11 protein-coding genes and 1 pseudogene are annotated in these 14561 nt (G+C 71.1%); 5 read left to right on the top strand and 7 right to left on the bottom strand.

Annotated elements, in window-relative coordinates:
- Positions 1–8: 8 nt before the first annotated feature.
- The gene (locus tag ITJ69_RS13160; RefSeq protein ID WP_123293507.1) at positions 9–1172 is read right to left on the bottom strand and encodes a hypothetical protein; all 1164 of its coding nucleotides are present in this window, start codon (positions 1170–1172) and stop codon (positions 9–11) included.
- Positions 1173–1359: 187 nt separating this feature from the next.
- On the opposite strand from ITJ69_RS13160, the gene ITJ69_RS13155 reads away from it, so the two are divergent.
- The 4 genes and pseudogenes from ITJ69_RS13155 to ITJ69_RS13140 all read left to right on the top strand — a co-directional run bounded on the left by ITJ69_RS13155 (position 1360) and on the right by ITJ69_RS13140 (position 7779).
- The gene (locus ITJ69_RS13155) at positions 1360–2718 is read left to right on the top strand and encodes an ABC transporter substrate-binding protein (RefSeq protein WP_123293506.1); all 1359 of its coding nucleotides are present in this window, start codon (positions 1360–1362) and stop codon (positions 2716–2718) included.
- Positions 2715–3635 (top strand): annotated as a pseudogene (locus ITJ69_RS13150) (carbohydrate ABC transporter permease); the annotation flags it as partial. The gene ITJ69_RS13155 and the pseudogene ITJ69_RS13150, both read left to right, overlap by 4 nt.
- 167 nt (positions 3636–3802) lie before the next feature.
- Positions 3803–4738, top strand: a complete 936-nt coding sequence (locus ITJ69_RS13145) for a carbohydrate ABC transporter permease (protein ID WP_111085425.1) — start codon at positions 3803–3805, stop codon at positions 4736–4738.
- Positions 4735–7779 (top strand): glycoside hydrolase family 2 TIM barrel-domain containing protein, encoded by a 3045-nt coding sequence (locus tag ITJ69_RS13140; protein ID WP_194672967.1) that lies wholly within the window; start codon positions 4735–4737, stop codon positions 7777–7779. Before ITJ69_RS13145 ends, ITJ69_RS13140 begins: the two co-directional genes overlap by 4 nt.
- 117 nt (positions 7780–7896) lie before the next feature.
- On the opposite strand, the gene ITJ69_RS13135 is transcribed toward ITJ69_RS13140, so the two are convergent.
- Positions 7897–8322 (bottom strand): DUF3151 domain-containing protein, encoded by a 426-nt coding sequence (locus ITJ69_RS13135; protein ID WP_194672966.1) that lies wholly within the window; start codon positions 8320–8322, stop codon positions 7897–7899.
- Between the two features lie 272 nt (positions 8323–8594).
- Between ITJ69_RS13135 and ITJ69_RS13130 the strand changes: the two genes are divergently transcribed.
- Entirely contained in the window at positions 8595–10166 is a 1572-nt protein-coding gene (locus ITJ69_RS13130; protein WP_194672965.1) for an ABC-F family ATP-binding cassette domain-containing protein, read from the top strand.
- Between the two features lie 7 nt (positions 10167–10173).
- Here the strand turns inward: ITJ69_RS13130 and ITJ69_RS13125 are convergent, their stop codons facing one another.
- From ITJ69_RS13125 to ITJ69_RS13105, 5 genes are all read right to left on the bottom strand, one after another.
- Positions 10174–10869 carry an SDR family oxidoreductase gene (locus ITJ69_RS13125; protein WP_194672964.1) on the bottom strand — a complete coding sequence of 232 codons (696 nt, stop codon included), beginning with the start codon at positions 10867–10869 and terminating at the stop codon, positions 10174–10176.
- A gap of 10 nt (positions 10870–10879) precedes the next feature.
- Positions 10880–11371: a DedA family protein gene (locus ITJ69_RS13120; protein WP_159570975.1), complete on the bottom strand. Its 492-nt coding sequence runs from the start codon at positions 11369–11371 to the stop codon at positions 10880–10882.
- A gap of 302 nt (positions 11372–11673) precedes the next feature.
- A complete protein-coding gene (locus ITJ69_RS13115) occupies positions 11674–12705 on the bottom strand; it encodes a YihY/virulence factor BrkB family protein (protein ID WP_134195425.1) in 1032 nt (343 codons plus the stop codon).
- Positions 12706–12709: 4 nt separating this feature from the next.
- Entirely contained in the window at positions 12710–13225 is a 516-nt protein-coding gene (locus ITJ69_RS13110; RefSeq protein ID WP_123672087.1) for a hypothetical protein, read from the bottom strand.
- 157 nt (positions 13226–13382) lie between these two features.
- On the bottom strand, positions 13383–14426 hold the full coding sequence (locus tag ITJ69_RS13105; protein ID WP_111085419.1) for a Gfo/Idh/MocA family protein: 1044 nt from the start codon (positions 14424–14426) through the stop codon (positions 13383–13385).
- Positions 14427–14561 lie beyond the last annotated feature (135 nt).

Raw genomic sequence — 14561 nt, 5'->3', positions numbered from 1 at the left:
GCGGCTCGCTAGGCGGGGACGACCGGGCCCACGGGCCAGCGCAGCAGCGCGGCGGCGGGAGCGCCACCGGGCAGCGACGCGGCGTTGACGAGCACGAGCTCGGCGTCGGTCAGCACCGCGGCCCGCACCAGCGCGCACACCGCCGGCACCGCCCCGATGACCGGCGTCCCCGCGGCCTGCTCCGGTGCGGTGGCGACCCACGGCGCCCCGGCGAGCGCGAGCAGCGTCCGGTCGCCGATGGCCACGGCGTCGAGGGCAACGGTCGCACCCTGGGCCTGCTGCAGCGCCTCGACGACGGGTCCGAGGCCGGTGACGACCTGGTTGTCGCCACGCCCGACGTGCGTGCGGAGCGAGTCCTCGAGGTCGTGACGGCGGGTGGCGACGACGCGGGCGAGTGCGGTCTCGACGTGCTCGACGAACGCCTGCTTCGAACCGGCGTCGGCTCGCGGGTCGCCCGGGAACACCGAGACGAGTGCACGGGTCTCGGACGAGAGTGCCTTCACCAGCAGCTCGCGGGCGGTGACGTCACCGGCGACGACGACGAGTCCGGGGCGGATCGTCCGAACGGCCTCGTCCACGGCGGCAGCGGTCTCCGAGGAGTTCTGCTTCCAGATCTCCTCGGTGTGCTGCTGCCAGTGCGGCTGCTTCCACCCGGTGCCGGCCTTGGCGTAGTGCAGGGTGTCGTTCCGGCCTGCCACCTGCTGCTCGGACGCGTCGGCCGCGACCGGGGCGTGCCCGAGGCGGTAGGCGCGGAAGGCCCCGCCCTCCTTGCCGGCGTGGACCACCAGGAACGGCAGGTCGACGGGACGGTGGGCGACGAGCGGCACCAGGTCGGGCACGGCTCCGACGCCGACGGACTCCGATCCGTGCAGCGGCCCGGGCAGGACCTCGCTCAGCACGACCTCGCCGTCGTGCACGAGCACGTACCGGGTGACGGGCGAGGGGACGCCGGGCTCCTGCTCGAACTCGGTGGCGACGGCGTCGACGACCTCGTCGGACGCACCCTGTGCCCGGAGCCCCTCCTCGACACCGCGGAGCTTGAGCGCCGCCTGTCGTCGGGGATCCTCGACGTTGCCGGAGACGTCGGCGTAGGCCCAGGCCCAGGTGCCGCCGCCCTCCAGTCGCTCTCCCAGGATCCGGTGCAGTTCGCTCGTCGCGTTGGTCGACGTCATGGCAGCTCCTCTCGGACGGTTGCCGGAGCCGATGAGCCCCGGCGCTCTCACGTGCGACCACACTCCACCTCGCCGCCACCGGGCGTCCACAGTCGGGAGCGAACACCCAGGCGCGAATCTGCAACGACGCTCGGTTTTGTGGTTGGCTGACCTGGACCCCGAATCGACGACGAACCGGAGTGCGGCAATGACGCCACGACCACGACCCATCTCCAGACGACAACTCCTGGGCTTCGGCATCGGCACGGCGGCGGCAGGGCTGCTCGCCGGCTGCGCGGTCCCCGGTTCCACCAACGTGAACAAGGCCGCCCTCGTGCCGGCCGCCGCGTCGGGCGAGACCGTCCAGCTCACCTACTGGGCCTGGTTGAAGGACCTGCAGAAGGTCTGCGACGTCTGGAACAAGACGCACCCGAACATCCAGGTGTCGGCGAACTGGATCCCCGGTGGCAACAGCGGCGGGTACCAGAAGATGTACTCCGCGCTGGCGGCCGGCGGCGGTCCGGACATCGGTCAGGTCGAGCTCCGGCAGATCCCCGAGTTCATGCTCGCCAACGGTCTCGTCGACCTCGCCCGCTACGGCGCGAAGGACTTCGAGTCGAAGTACGACGAGGCGGCGTGGGCGCAGGTGTCGTTCGTCGACGGCATCTACGGCATCCCGCAGGACACCGGCCCCATGGGCTTCTACTACCAGACCGCCCTGCTCGAGCAGGCCGGCGGCGAGCCCCCGACGACGTGGGACGAGTGGCGCGACCTGGCCGAGAAGGTCCGGAAGACGGGCAAGCAGAACTACCTCGAGGTGTTCCCGGTCTCGGACGCGTCGCCGTTCGCCGCGTACGCGCAGCAGGCCGGCGCCCGCTGGTTCAAGGTCGACGGTGACGAGTGGGTCGTCGACATGACCGACGACAAGACCCTGATGGTCGCGGACTTCTTCGACGGGGTCATCGACGACAAGCTCGTCGACACCAGTGCCGGTGCGTACTCCCCCGGCTGGTACGCCTCGGCCGCGAGCGGCAAGATCGCCGCGGTCACGAGCGCGAGCTGGGGTGACGCCCTGATCGAGTCCGTGCAGGGCGGCGAGGGCAAGTGGAAGGTCGCCCCGATGCAGAAGTGGGGCGCCGACGGCTTCGGCTCGAGCGCCATCGGTGGTTCGACGGCGGCGGTCCTGGCGAACGCGAAGCACCCGAGGGAGGCGCTCGAGTTCATCACGTGGATGACCACCTCGAAGGAGGGCATCGACGCGATGATCAAGCACTGCGGCATCGGCTGGTCGCCCGCGGTCGACTACATCGGCAAGCAGCGTGAGCAGCCGTCGAAGTGGTTCTCCGGCCAGAACTACAACGAGGACGTCTTCGTGCCGGCCTCGAAGGAACAGAACATCGACTGGTCGTGGTCCCCCGTGACCCAGTCGGCGTTCACGAGCCTGCAGAACCAGTTCCGCCGCAAGCTCACCTCCGGCCTCAAGCTCTCCGACGCGGTGGAACTCGCGCAGCGGGAGATCGTCCAGTCCTTCAAGGACAAGGGCCTCAGCGTCAGGACGGCACGATGAGCCAGCAGACCAGCACGCGACCCGCCTTCCGCACGAGCACGAAGGCCACGAGTGCGCAGAAGCGTGCCCCGTGGATCCTGCTCGCGCCGTTCCTGGCACTGTTCCTGCTGACGTTCATCATCCCGATCATCAGCGCCCTGTTCCAGTCGTTCACGACCGTCGACCGCGAGGGCCTGTTCGGCGAGGACGGCGTCGTCGGCAAGTTCGCCGGCTTCGACAACTACGCGATCGCCCTGCAGGACTCCGGCTTCGTCGCCTCGATCGGCCGCATGCTGCTCTTCGGCATCGTGCAGGTCCCGGTGATGATCATCGCCTGCACGATCCTGGCGCTGCTGCTCGAGTCGGCGAGCGCCCGCTGGCCGGGCTTCTTCCGGGCGATCTACTTCATGCCGTACGGCGTCCCCGGCGTCATCGCGACGATCCTGTGGTCGTTCCTGTACGTGCCCGGCCTGTCGCCGATCGTGTCGCTGCTGCAGTCGATGGGGCTGCAGCCGGACTTCCTCGGCGCGAACAGCGTGCTGTGGTCGATCGCGAACATCGTCACGTGGACCTACACGGGCTACAACATGCTCATCATCGTGGCCCAGCTGAAGTCGATCCCCGGCGAGGTCTACGAGGCCGCCAAGATGGACGGTGCCGGCCCGTTCCAGGTCGCGTGGCGGATCCAGATCCCGCTCATCGCGCCGGCCCTGGTGCTCACCACGGTGTTCTCGATCATCGGCACGCTGCAGCTCTTCGCCGAGCCGCAGATCCTGTCCACGGTCGCCCCGGCGATCGACACCGAGTACACGCCGAACTACGCCGCGTACACGAACGCGTTCGCGTTCAACGAGTACGGCGTCGCGAGTGCGCAGGCGGTCATCATCGCGCTGGCCGCGTTCATCCTGTCGTTCGCGTTCCTCGCGTTGACGAACCGCGCGCCGAAGGACGAACGCGACCGGCGCAAGCGCGCCAAGCGTGACGGCCTGGAGGCCCGTACCGCGCTCCAGACGCGCGCTGCGGCGGGCAGCACCGGTACTTCCCAAGCCGCACCGGGCCTCCAGGCCAGGTCCGGTCTGCAGAACGGAACGAAGGGGGCGGACGCATGACCAGCGAAGCCATCGAAGCGCCGGCCACGGCGAAGACCGCCGTCCCTGTGGACACCACGTCGATCTCGGCGCACCAGCGCCGCAAGCTCGACCGGTCCCCGCGCTCGCAGATCGTCGTGACGGGCATCCTCGTCATCGTCGCGCTGTACTTCCTCGTCCCGCTGTACTGGGTCGTCATCGCCGCGACGAAGACGACCGGCGCGCTGTTCTCGACGAACGGGTTCTGGTTCGGCGGCGAGTTCGCACTGTGGAGCAACCTGCAGCAGGTGTTCACCTACGACGGCGGCATCTTCGTCCGGTGGATCGCGAACAGCATCCTGTACTCCGGCGTCGGTGCGGTCCTGGCGACCTACTTCGCCGCGGCCGGCGGGTACGCCCTGGCGAAGTACGACTTCAAGGGTCGGCAGTTCGTGTTCGGCACGATCCTCGGCGGAGTGCTCGTGCCCGGGACCGCGACGGCGCTGCCGCTGTTCCTGCTGTTCTCGACGCTGGGCCTGACCGACACGTACTGGAGCGTGCTCATCCCGAGCCTCGTCTCCCCGTTCGGCCTGTTCCTGTGCCGGGTGTACGCAGCGGCGTCGGTGGACACCACGCTGCTCGAACAAGCACGCATCGACGGTGCCAGCGAGCTCCGGATCTTCCACACCGTCGTGCTCCGGCAGATGACCCCGGCCCTGGTGACCGTGTTCCTGTTCCAGGTCGTCGGCATCTGGAACAACTTCTTCCTGCCGCTCATCATGCTGGCAGACCAGAAGCTGTACCCGATCACACTGGGGTTGAACAACTGGCGCTCGCAGGTCGACCGCCTGCCGGAGTTCTACCAGCTCACCACCGGCGGGGTGCTCGTCTCGGTCATCCCGCTCGTCATCGCCATCATCGTCCTGCAGCGCTTCTGGCGCGGGGGCCTCACGGAAGGATCGGTCAAGGGTTGACCAACTCCGCACTCGACGACCTCCACTCGACCTCGCCGGGTTCGGCATCACGGCTCCCTCCGCGGGCCGCGCTCCACACCGACGCACCCTCGCTGTCACTGAACGGCGACTGGCGCTTCCGGTGGTCGCCGGTCGCATCGGTGTCCGACGCGTTCGCGACCGACGCCGCCGTGGAGGACGACCCCGCGTGGGGCGAGCTCCCGGTGCCGTCGCACTGGGTGCTGCACGGGCACGGGTCGCCGAGCTACACGAACCTGCAGTACCCGTTCCCGATCGACCCGCCACACCCGCCGGACGAGAACCCCACCGGCGATCACCGGCGCACGTTCGAGCTGCCGGCGTCGTTCGCGGCCGCCGGTCGGGTGCTGCTGCGGTTCGACGGGGTCGAGTCGCACTTCCGGGTGTGGCTGAACGGCACGCTCGTGGGCTGGTCGACCGGGTCCCGCCTGGCGACCGAGTTCGACGTCACGCAGCTGCTCCGTCCGGGGTCGAACGACCTGGCCGTGCGGGTGCACCAGTGGTCGGCGGCCTCGTACCTGGAGGACCAGGACCAGTGGTGGCTGCCGGGGATCTTCCGCGACGTCACGCTGCTCGCCCGTCCGACGGCGCCGATCGACGACGTGTTCGTCAGGGCTTCCTGGGCGCCCACGTTGGGCAGTGCCGCGACGGCCGGGACCGCTGCGTCCGGACGCCCGGCGACCGGCAGCGGGACCATCACGTTCCCGACGCTGGACGCTGGCTTCCCGGTGCGGTTCGCGGTGCCCGACCTCGGCGTCGACGTGACGTGGGCGACGGCCGACGAGGTCACGCCGATCGAGGTCGAGGGCGTCGAGCCGTGGAGCGCGGAGCTGCCGAAGCTGTACGACGCGACGGTGTCGACCGGCACCGACGCCGGCGGTGCCGCCGGTGGTGAGACCGTCTCGTTGCGGCTCGGCTTCCGCACCGTGTCGATCGAGGGCGACCGGTTCCTGGTGAACGGCGAGCGCGTGGTGTTCCACGGCGTGAACCGCCACGAGACCCACCCCGTCCGCGGCCGCGTCTTCGACGAGGAGCACGCCCGCGCGGACATGGCGCTCATGAAGCGCAACAACGTCAACGCGATCCGCACCTCGCACTACCCGCCGCACCCCCGCGTGCTGGACCTCGCCGACGAGCTCGGCTTCTGGGTGATCCTCGAGACCGACCTCGAGACCCACGGGTTCATCTTCACCGGCTGGGTCGGCAACCCGTCGGACGACCCGGCCTGGGCGGACGCCTACCTCGACCGCGTCGCACGGACCGTCGAGCGGGACAAGAACCACCCGTCCATCGTGATGTGGTCGCTCGGCAACGAGTCCGGCACCGGCCGGAACCTGGCGGCGATGTCCCAGTGGGTGCACGACCGCGACGCCGAGCGGCCCGTGCACTACGAGGGCGACTACACGGGCGAGTACACCGACGTGTACTCGCGGATGTACCCGTCGCTGCAGGAGACCGAGTCCATCGGTGGCGGCACCCCGACGCCCCTGCTCGGCTGCGGCCCGGCCGAGGCCGCACGGCAGCGCTCGAAGCCGTTCATCCACTGCGAGTACGTCCACGCGATGGGCAACGGCCCCGGCCAGATCGCCGAGTACGAGGCCCTGGTCGACCGGTACCCGCGCCTGCACGGCGGGTTCGTGTGGGAGTGGCGCGACCACGGACTCCTGGCGCAGACGGCGTCCGGCCAGGACTACTACGCCTACGGCGGCGACTTCCACGAGGTCGTGCACGACGGCAACTTCGTGATGGACGGCCTGGTGCTGCCCGACGACTCCCCGACCCCGGGGCTCGCCGAGTTCGCGGCCGTGGTCGCGCCGATCCGCCTGGCGGTGTCGGACACCACGATCCTGGTCGAGAACCGGTACCACTCGGCCTCGACCGCCGGGCTGCGGTTCTGCTGGACCCTGTCGCGGAACGGCGTCGTCGAGGCCTCCGGTCGGTTCGCCGCCGGTGTGGTGGCCGCCCGCGAGTCGGCGACCGTCCCGGTGCCGTCCGAGGTGCTCGACGCGGCCACCGCCGAACTCGCACCCGGCGACGAACTCTGGCTCGACCTGACCGCCGAACTGGCGGGCCCGACCGCGTGGGCGGACACCGGCCACGTCGTCGCACGCACCCAGCGGCTCGTCGCGAGCCGTGTGGCGGACGCACCACGGGCCTCCCGGCAGGGGTGGGACGGCGACCGTCTCGGCGACGGGACGTTCTCGGACCGCGGCGACCTGGTGTCCTGGAAGGGACACGAGGTCGCAGGACCCCGCCTGGAGCTCTGGCGCGCCCCGACCGACAACGACCGCTTGGCGTCGCAGGGCGGCTACGAGACGGCGGACCCGGTGCTGACGCACGGTGTCGGTGACCCGGACGCTCCCCCGTCGGCCTCGCGCTGGCGGGACCGTGGACTGGACCGGCTGAGCCACCGCCTGGTGTCGGTGGCACGGACCGACTCCGGCCTGGAACAGCGGGTGCGGGTGGCGGCGGCGAACAGCGGGTGGGGCCTCGAGGTCACGCACCGCTGGACCCTGACGTCCGACGGGCTCGTGCTGCAGACCGACGCGGTGCCGTTCGGGGCGTGGGACGTCACCTGGCCGCGGATCGGGGTGCGGTTCGACCTGCCGGCCGGGTTGGCCGACGAGACGGCCACGTGGTTCGGCACCGGACCGCTCGAGTCGTACGCCGACTCGTCGCACGCTGCCCGGGTCGGTCGGTTCACCGCTCCGGTGCGGTCGCTCGGGGTCGAGTACTCGCGGCCGCAGGAGACCGGGCACCGGCCTGCGCTGCGCTCGTTGTCCGTCGGGCCGTTCACGGTGTCGACCGTGGGGTCGCACCGTGCGGGCTTCACCCTGTCGCCGTGGACCGCGCAGCAGATCGACCGCGCCGAACACCCGTACGAGCTGCCGACGTCGGACCACCTGTACCTGTACCTCGACGCGGCACAGCACGGGCTCGGCTCCCGCGCGTGCGGCCTCGACGTGCTGCCCGAACACCAGCTCTGGCCGCAGGCGTTCAGTTGGAGCGTGGCGCTGGCGTAGGGCGCGGCGGCCTGCGTCCGGCTCGTCCGCGCCCCGCTGGCGTCATCGCGCCCCGTCTCTTCGGGGCGCGATGACCGCCACGGGGCGCGAGTCGTCGGCCGCGCGCCGCGCGCCGCGCTACGCGCCGGCGGTCAGGGCGCGCAGGGCCTCGGGGTCGCTCGCGTTCAGGAAGTCGGTCAGGCGCTCGGGCTCGCCGGGCTCGTCGATCGCCTCGGCCGCACGGCGCAGCGCGAACAGGGCACGGAGCACGCCCCGGTTCGGCTCGTGCGACCACGGCACCGGACCGGCACCGCGCCACCCGGCCTTGCGCAGGGCGTCGAGCCCGCGGTGGTACCCGACACGGGCGTAGGCGTACGACTCGAGCGCCGCGCCACGCTCCCAGGCCTCGTCGGCGAGCAGGGCCCACGCCAGGCTCGACGACGGGTGCGACACCACCACGCTGGCGACGGGGGCGTCGGCGGCGAGTGCCGCGGTCACCTCGGGTTCGGCGCGCAGCAGGGTCTCGGGGTTCGTCGACGGGTTCGGCAACAGGTTCTCCGGCATGCCCCCAGCCTGTCATCCCTTGCGCGTCCCCGTGGCCGGGATTACCGTGGGAGGCACCTCGTCGTCATCACGAGGCCCCCGGGGCGGGAGACCGACCGGCGGCACGGATGGCGGACACGGGGGTCCCCGACGGAAGAAGACGGATTGCTGTCGATCACCGGTTCTGCTCAGCCCACGCGCTGACACCGTGATCGCGCGCCCCGTCGGGCGCTCCACCGCACAGCGGTGGGTTCGGTGTCGTGCGCCCAGCATCGACACCGGGAGGCATCCCCATGCCCAGCAGTCCATCCGTCGTCCTGCACGACGTCACCTTCGCCTGGCCCGACGGCACCGTCGCGCTCGACCACCTCACCGCCGCCTTCGGGCGTGGCCGGACCGGCCTGGTCGGGAGGAACGGGGCCGGCAAGTCCACGCTGGTCCGGCTCGCGACCGGTCGGCTCCACCCCACGTCGGGTACCATCTCGACGTCCGGCCCCGTCGACCACCTGCCGCAGCGCCTCGCAACGGGGATCGACGACGCCGTCGCCGACCTGCTCGGCATCCGGTCGACGCTCACCGCACTCCGGGCCGTCCTGTCCGGTGACGCGTCCCCCGAGCACTTCGAGGCGGTCGGCGACGAGTGGGACCTCGAGGAACGGGCCGCCGCCGCGATCGCGAGCGTCGGACTCGACGGCGCCGACCTGGAACGCCCGGTGTCGACGCTGTCCGGCGGGCAGTCCGTGCTCGTCGCCGTCGCCGGGGTGCGGTTGCGCGGCCGTCCGATCGCGTTCCTCGACGAACCGACGAACAACCTCGACCGTCGGGCACGAGGGCTCCTGCTCGACCTGGTCGACGACTGGCGCGGCACCCTCGTGGTGGTCAGTCACGACCGGGAGCTCCTCGAGCACGTCGACGAGACGTGCGAGCTCCGCGCCGGTGCGATGACCGTGTTCGGCGGGACGTTCAGTGCGTTCGAGGAGCACGTGGCCGTGCAGCAGGCGGCCGTCGAACGGGAGGTCCGGGTCGCCGAACAGCGACACCGCACCGAGAAGCGGCAGCGCATCGAGGCCGAGACGAAGATCGCCCGGCGAGCGCGCGCCGGGGTGAAGGCCGTCGAGAACATGCCGAAGGGCTACGCGAACGAGCTGCGGAAGAAGGGCGAGCAGACCGCCGGCCGACTGCGCGTCGGGTACGCGGACGACGAGGCCGCTGCCCTCGAGACGAAGCGGGAGGCACAGCTCCGGCTGCGCGACGACGAGTCCATCCACGTGACCCTGCCCGACCCGGACGTGCCGGCGTCACGGCAGATCGCGACCGTCACGGTTCGCGGGCGGGACGTGATCGTGCAGGGGCCGGAGCGGATCGCCGTCACCGGGGACAACGGCGTCGGCAAGTCCACCCTGCTCGAACAGCTCGTCGGTGCGCCGGAGGCCCGGGAGCACCCGCTCCCCGACACCGGTGCCGTCGCCCACGTCGAGCGGATCGCGTACCTGCCGCAGCGGAAGGACACCCTCGACGACTCCGCCACGGTGCTCGACAACGTGCGACGGGACGCCCCGCACGTCGCCGTCGCCGAGGTGCGGAACCGCCTCGCGAAGTTCCTGGTGCGCGGCGACACCGTCGACCGGCTCGCCGGGGCGCTGTCCGGCGGGGAGCGCTTCCGGGTGGCGTTGGCGAGCCTGGTGCTGGCCGACCCGCCGCCGCAGTTGCTGGTGCTCGACGAGCCGACGAACGACCTCGACCTGACGAGCGTCGACCAGCTCGTCGACGCGCTGCGGGCCTACCGCGGCGCGCTCGTCGTGGTCAGCCACGACGAGACGTTCCTCGACCGACTCGAGCTCGACGCGCGCATCGAGCTGTCGTAGCCCGCTGTCAGCGCCGTCGGGTCGGTCGGATCGCGAGCGACTCGACGGTGCCGCGCTCCGGCAGGTCGACGACCGTCCGGACGGCGGCGGCCACGTCCTCCGGCGCCAGGTAGTACGCGGTGTCGTAGTCCTCGCCGAGCTTCTCGGTCAGCGCCCGCTGCATGTCCGAGTCCGTCCGGCCCGGGTGCACGCTCGAGACCCGGACGCCGTTCGCCCGTTCTTCTTCGCGCAGGGCATCGGCGAAGGCCCGCAGTGCGAACTTCGACGCCGCGTACACACCACCGCCGGGGCCGGAGTGGAACCCGGAACCGCTGTTGATCGGCACGACGATGCCCCGAGCCGCCCGGAGTGCCGGCAGCGCCACCCGGGTGAGCTCGGCGACCGCGAACAGGTTCGTGGCGAAGACCTGCTCCCACACGGCACGCGGGGTGTCGGCGATGGTCGTGCCCTGCTCGACACCGGCGGAGTGCGCGAGCACGTCGAGCCGGTCGGGCAGCGGCGGCAGGTCCCCCGCGCCGAGGTCACCGACGAACGGCACGGCGCTCGGCAGCTCGGCGACGAGGGCGTCCACTGCCTCGGCGTTCCGCCCGCCGACGAACACGTGGTGGGTGCGACCGAGGTCGGTCGCGATCGCGCGGCCGATGCCGCGGGTGGCACCGGTGACCAGGGCGACCGGACGGTTCTGGAGCTGTTCTGTCGTCACGTGGGCCAGCCTACGGAAGCCGGGCCGGGCCTCCTGTCCGGTTCCGCGATCTGTGGAGAACCGTCACCGCGACGACCATCGCGACCACCAGGACGGCCACCGCCGCGATGCCCCAGGGCGAGCCGGCCAGCGCGGCGACGACCGCCCAGAACACCGCGAGCCCGACGGTGGCGTAGAGGAAGGCCCACGCGACGCACCCCGGCACCATCGCGATCGTGTACCGCCACCACGCCACGCGGGCGAGCCCCGCGGCCGCGTTCATCACCGTCTGCAGCCCGACCACCACGAAGCTCACCGTCACCACCGGCAGGCCCCAGCGTTCGAGGAGCACTGAGCCGCGGCGGACCGCCGGCGAGTGCAGCCAACGACCCCAGCGGGAGCGCGAGGCACCCGTCACTGCGAGACGCGCGACCCAGTACGTGGCCTGCGCACGGCAGAACACGATCACGAAGAGCGCGAGGACGAGCTGCCAGAACGGCAGCCCGTCGAGGAAGGCGGGCACGGTCGCACCGTAGCGCGCCGACCCCCGCGGACGCCTGGAGTAGACGCGCCGCGTGCTCGAGGACCCGGTGGCACATGACAGCCGTCGTTCGCAGTGGGCGCAGATCGCCGACCTCGTGGCGTACACGGTGAACATCCACCTCAATCGGCACCCACGCAACGCGTTCGGATGGGATTGGTACGACCAGCACCTGCGACCCCTGGACCGAAACGGTGCGCCGTTGCACGTGCCCGGAGAAACAGCTAGACCCGCCTGATCCACGAGAGTGGGGCGGGTCCGCTGCACCAGTTTACCGGATTCGGTCAGTCGCCGTCGGCGCCCTGCCGGATCCTGATCCCCTCGAGCACGTCCTGCGCCCGCTTCTCGTCCTGCTTCTCGATCTGGCGGGTGTCGCGCTCGGGGAGCTGGATGTCCTCCTCCGCACGGATGCCGGCCTGCAGCTGCCGGCCGCGCTCGAGCTCGGCGTCGAACTCGGCACCGAACAGCAGCGCGTTGTTCGTGATCCAGATCCACAGCAGGAACACGATGACCCCACCGAGGGAGCCGTACGTGGCGTTGTAGTTCGAGAAGTTGCCGACGTAGAACCCGAACCCGACGCTCGCGATGATCCAGATGAGGAGCGCGAGGATCGATCCGCCGCTGACCCAGGTGAACTTCGGCTGCTTGACGTTCGGCGACCAGTAGTAGAGCACTGCCACGGTGACGATCGCGATGATCAGCAGGATCGGCCACTGCACGATCAACAGCACCGTCGCGGCGACGTCTCCGAGGCCGATGACGTCACCGAAGCTGCGCGCCAGGGGGCCGGAGACGAGCACGAGCAGACCGAGCACGAGCAGGACGACGGTGACGAGCGTCACGCCGAGCATGGTCGGGCGGAGCTTCCAGATCGGCCGGCCCTCGCGGACGTTGTAGATCCGGTTCATCGCCCGGCCGAAGGCGCCGACGTACCCGGAGGCCGACCAGAGCGCACCGACGACACCGACGATGAACGTGATGGGAGCGGCGGGCGAGCGGACGAGACCTTCGAGCGGCTCCTTGATCAGGCTCACGACCTGGTCGGACCCGATGTTGCCGATGATCTGCAGCAAGGTCTTGATCGTGTTGTCGGCCTGCCCGACCAAGCCCAGGAGCGACACGACGGCCAGCAGTCCGGGGAAGAGCGCGAGGACCGTGTAGTACGTCAGGCTCGCGGCGAGGTCGGTGCACTGGTCGCTGGAGAACTCACGCAGGGTCTTCTTCAGCGTGTAGACGAGCGTGGGCTTGGTGAGGTCGGTGGGACTGTCCGGCTTCCGGGAGTCGTCCGGGTCCGGCTTGTGCTGCTCCTGCGCCATCGGACTACCCCCGCGCCTTCAGGGCCTGCTTCGACCGCTTCACGGCGGCCTTGCGGTTCTTGTTCGCCCGTCGCTGCACCGCGGCGATGCCGGTCTGCTGCTTCACGCGGGCCTTGTGGGCCGGGTCACGGTCCAGCGCCTGCTCGGCGGCCTTCGCCCGGGCCTTCCGACCCTTGCGGCCGGACTGTGCCTGCTCCTTGGCCGAGGGGCCGTCGCCGCGCGCGCCGAACGGCAGCAACGCGGTGAAGGCCGAACTCGCCGGAGGCGTCGCCAGGTGGCCGGCGGGGCGGTTGCGGATCGCGATGCCGGTGATGATCGCCGCGATCCCGGTGAGACCGGTGATGCCCATCGCCACGAGGGGCGTGGGGTCACGGTGCCAGCGCTGGCGGGTCTTCGCGGCTGCGAGCCGTGCCCGCGCCGGGAGGTTCGCACGGCGCTTGAGCTCGGTGACGGTGTCGGTCATGCGCTCACGCGTGCGGACGTTCGCGAGTTCGAGCTCGGGGAGACTGTCCTTGGCCATTCCCCAGTTTCTACACGGTGGGGCCGGGGGCGCGCCCAGATGGCCGCGGTGAGGCCTCCTGCTCGGTGTCGCTCCTGCGGCAGTGGGCGTGGCCCCTGGGCGGACGGGAGGCCCGTGGCGGGCCCGCCACGGGCCTCCCGTCCGTCGGTCACGGCGTTCAGGACGGGACGACGACGTCCTCGGGCTGGCCGCTGGCAGCCGAACGACCGGCTGCCTCCATGAGTGCGAGGCTGCGCAGGTTGTCGCGGCCGCTCGTCGCCGGTGCCGGACCGCCCTCGACCGAACGGGCGAAGGCCTGCAGCCCGCCCTGGCGGTCGGTGTGCTCGAGCACGGGCAGCTCGACGGGCTCGGCCTCGTCGTCCTGGGTGCGGCGGAGGGTGACCACGTCGCCGTCGACCGCGTTCGGCGCTCCGTCGCGGCTGGTGAACCAGAGTTCGCCGTCCTCGCCCTGGATGCTCCACTCGCCGGCCCACGCCGTGCGGGGGCCGCGGCTCAGCCAGCTGCCGCGGTAGCTGACGACCAGCCCACCATCGAGCTCGATGAGCATCGAGGCGATGGCTTCGTCCTGGTACTTGCTGTACGACGGGAAGGTCGCCTTGGCGAAGACCCGGACGGCCTCCTGCCCGGTGACCATCCGCAGCAGGTCGAAGTGGTGGATGGCCATGTCGTTGATCATGGCGTGGGGGAACTTGTAGTGCGGGTGTTCCTCGAACGCCAGGTCGTTGTCCCACTGCCGGAAGTCGACGTTGATCGCGGAGAGCTCGCCCACGGTGTTCGCAGCGAGCAGGTCCTGCACGGCGCGCGGTGCCGGGTACCAGCGGTAGTTCTGGCTGACCTGCAGCACGAGGCCGAGCTCCTCGGCACGGCGCACGGCGGTGACGGCCTCGTCCGTGGTGTTGGCGAACGGCTTCTCGACCAGGACGTGCTTGCCGGCGTCGAGGGCCTCGAGCGCGAGCGGCACGTGGGTGACGGCGGGGGCGGTGATGACGACGGCGTCGGCCTCGACCCCGGCGAGCGCCTCGGTCAGGGACGCGAACGCAGCGGACGCGGGCAGCCCGAGGTCCTGCTGCACGGCGGTCAGCGTCGCCGGCACCGGGTCGACGATCCCGACCACCTCCACTTCGGAGACCTCTGGGATGGCGGTGCGGGCCCAGTTGCCGCCCCACCCTCCGAGACCGACGTGGATGATCCGGACCGTCATGCGTGCACTCCTTCGTGGCTGCCGCGTCACGACTCCCGTGACGCGTCCGTCCAGTCTGTCAGTGCTGCGCGCGCCGGGCGGCGTCGGTGCCGCGCGCGGCGGGCGCCGGGCGCCGAGGTTCCACGACATGCCGCG

This window comes from Curtobacterium sp. VKM Ac-2887 (assembly GCF_015350935.1).
Lineage (GTDB): Bacteria > Actinomycetota > Actinomycetes > Actinomycetales > Microbacteriaceae > Curtobacterium.
The sequence above is the reverse complement of the archived record's forward strand: the minus strand, read 5'-3'. Positions and strand labels throughout refer to the sequence as shown.

Coding starts and splice junctions, on each gene's coding strand:
- ITJ69_RS13160 (WP_123293507.1), bottom strand. CDS start 1,172: ATGACGTCGACCAACGCGACGAGCGAACTGCACCGGATCCTGGGAGAG.
- ITJ69_RS13155 (WP_123293506.1), top strand. CDS start 1,360: ATGACGCCACGACCACGACCCATCTCCAGACGACAACTCCTGGGCTTC.
- ITJ69_RS13145 (WP_111085425.1), top strand. CDS start 3,803: ATGACCAGCGAAGCCATCGAAGCGCCGGCCACGGCGAAGACCGCCGTC.
- ITJ69_RS13135 (WP_194672966.1), bottom strand. CDS start 8,322: ATGCCGGAGAACCTGTTGCCGAACCCGTCGACGAACCCCGAGACCCTG.
- ITJ69_RS13130 (WP_194672965.1), top strand. CDS start 8,595: ATGCCCAGCAGTCCATCCGTCGTCCTGCACGACGTCACCTTCGCCTGG.
- ITJ69_RS13115 (WP_134195425.1), bottom strand. CDS start 12,705: ATGGCGCAGGAGCAGCACAAGCCGGACCCGGACGACTCCCGGAAGCCG.
- ITJ69_RS13110 (WP_123672087.1), bottom strand. CDS start 13,225: ATGGCCAAGGACAGTCTCCCCGAGCTCGAACTCGCGAACGTCCGCACG.
- ITJ69_RS13105 (WP_111085419.1), bottom strand. CDS start 14,426: ATGACGGTCCGGATCATCCACGTCGGTCTCGGAGGGTGGGGCGGCAAC.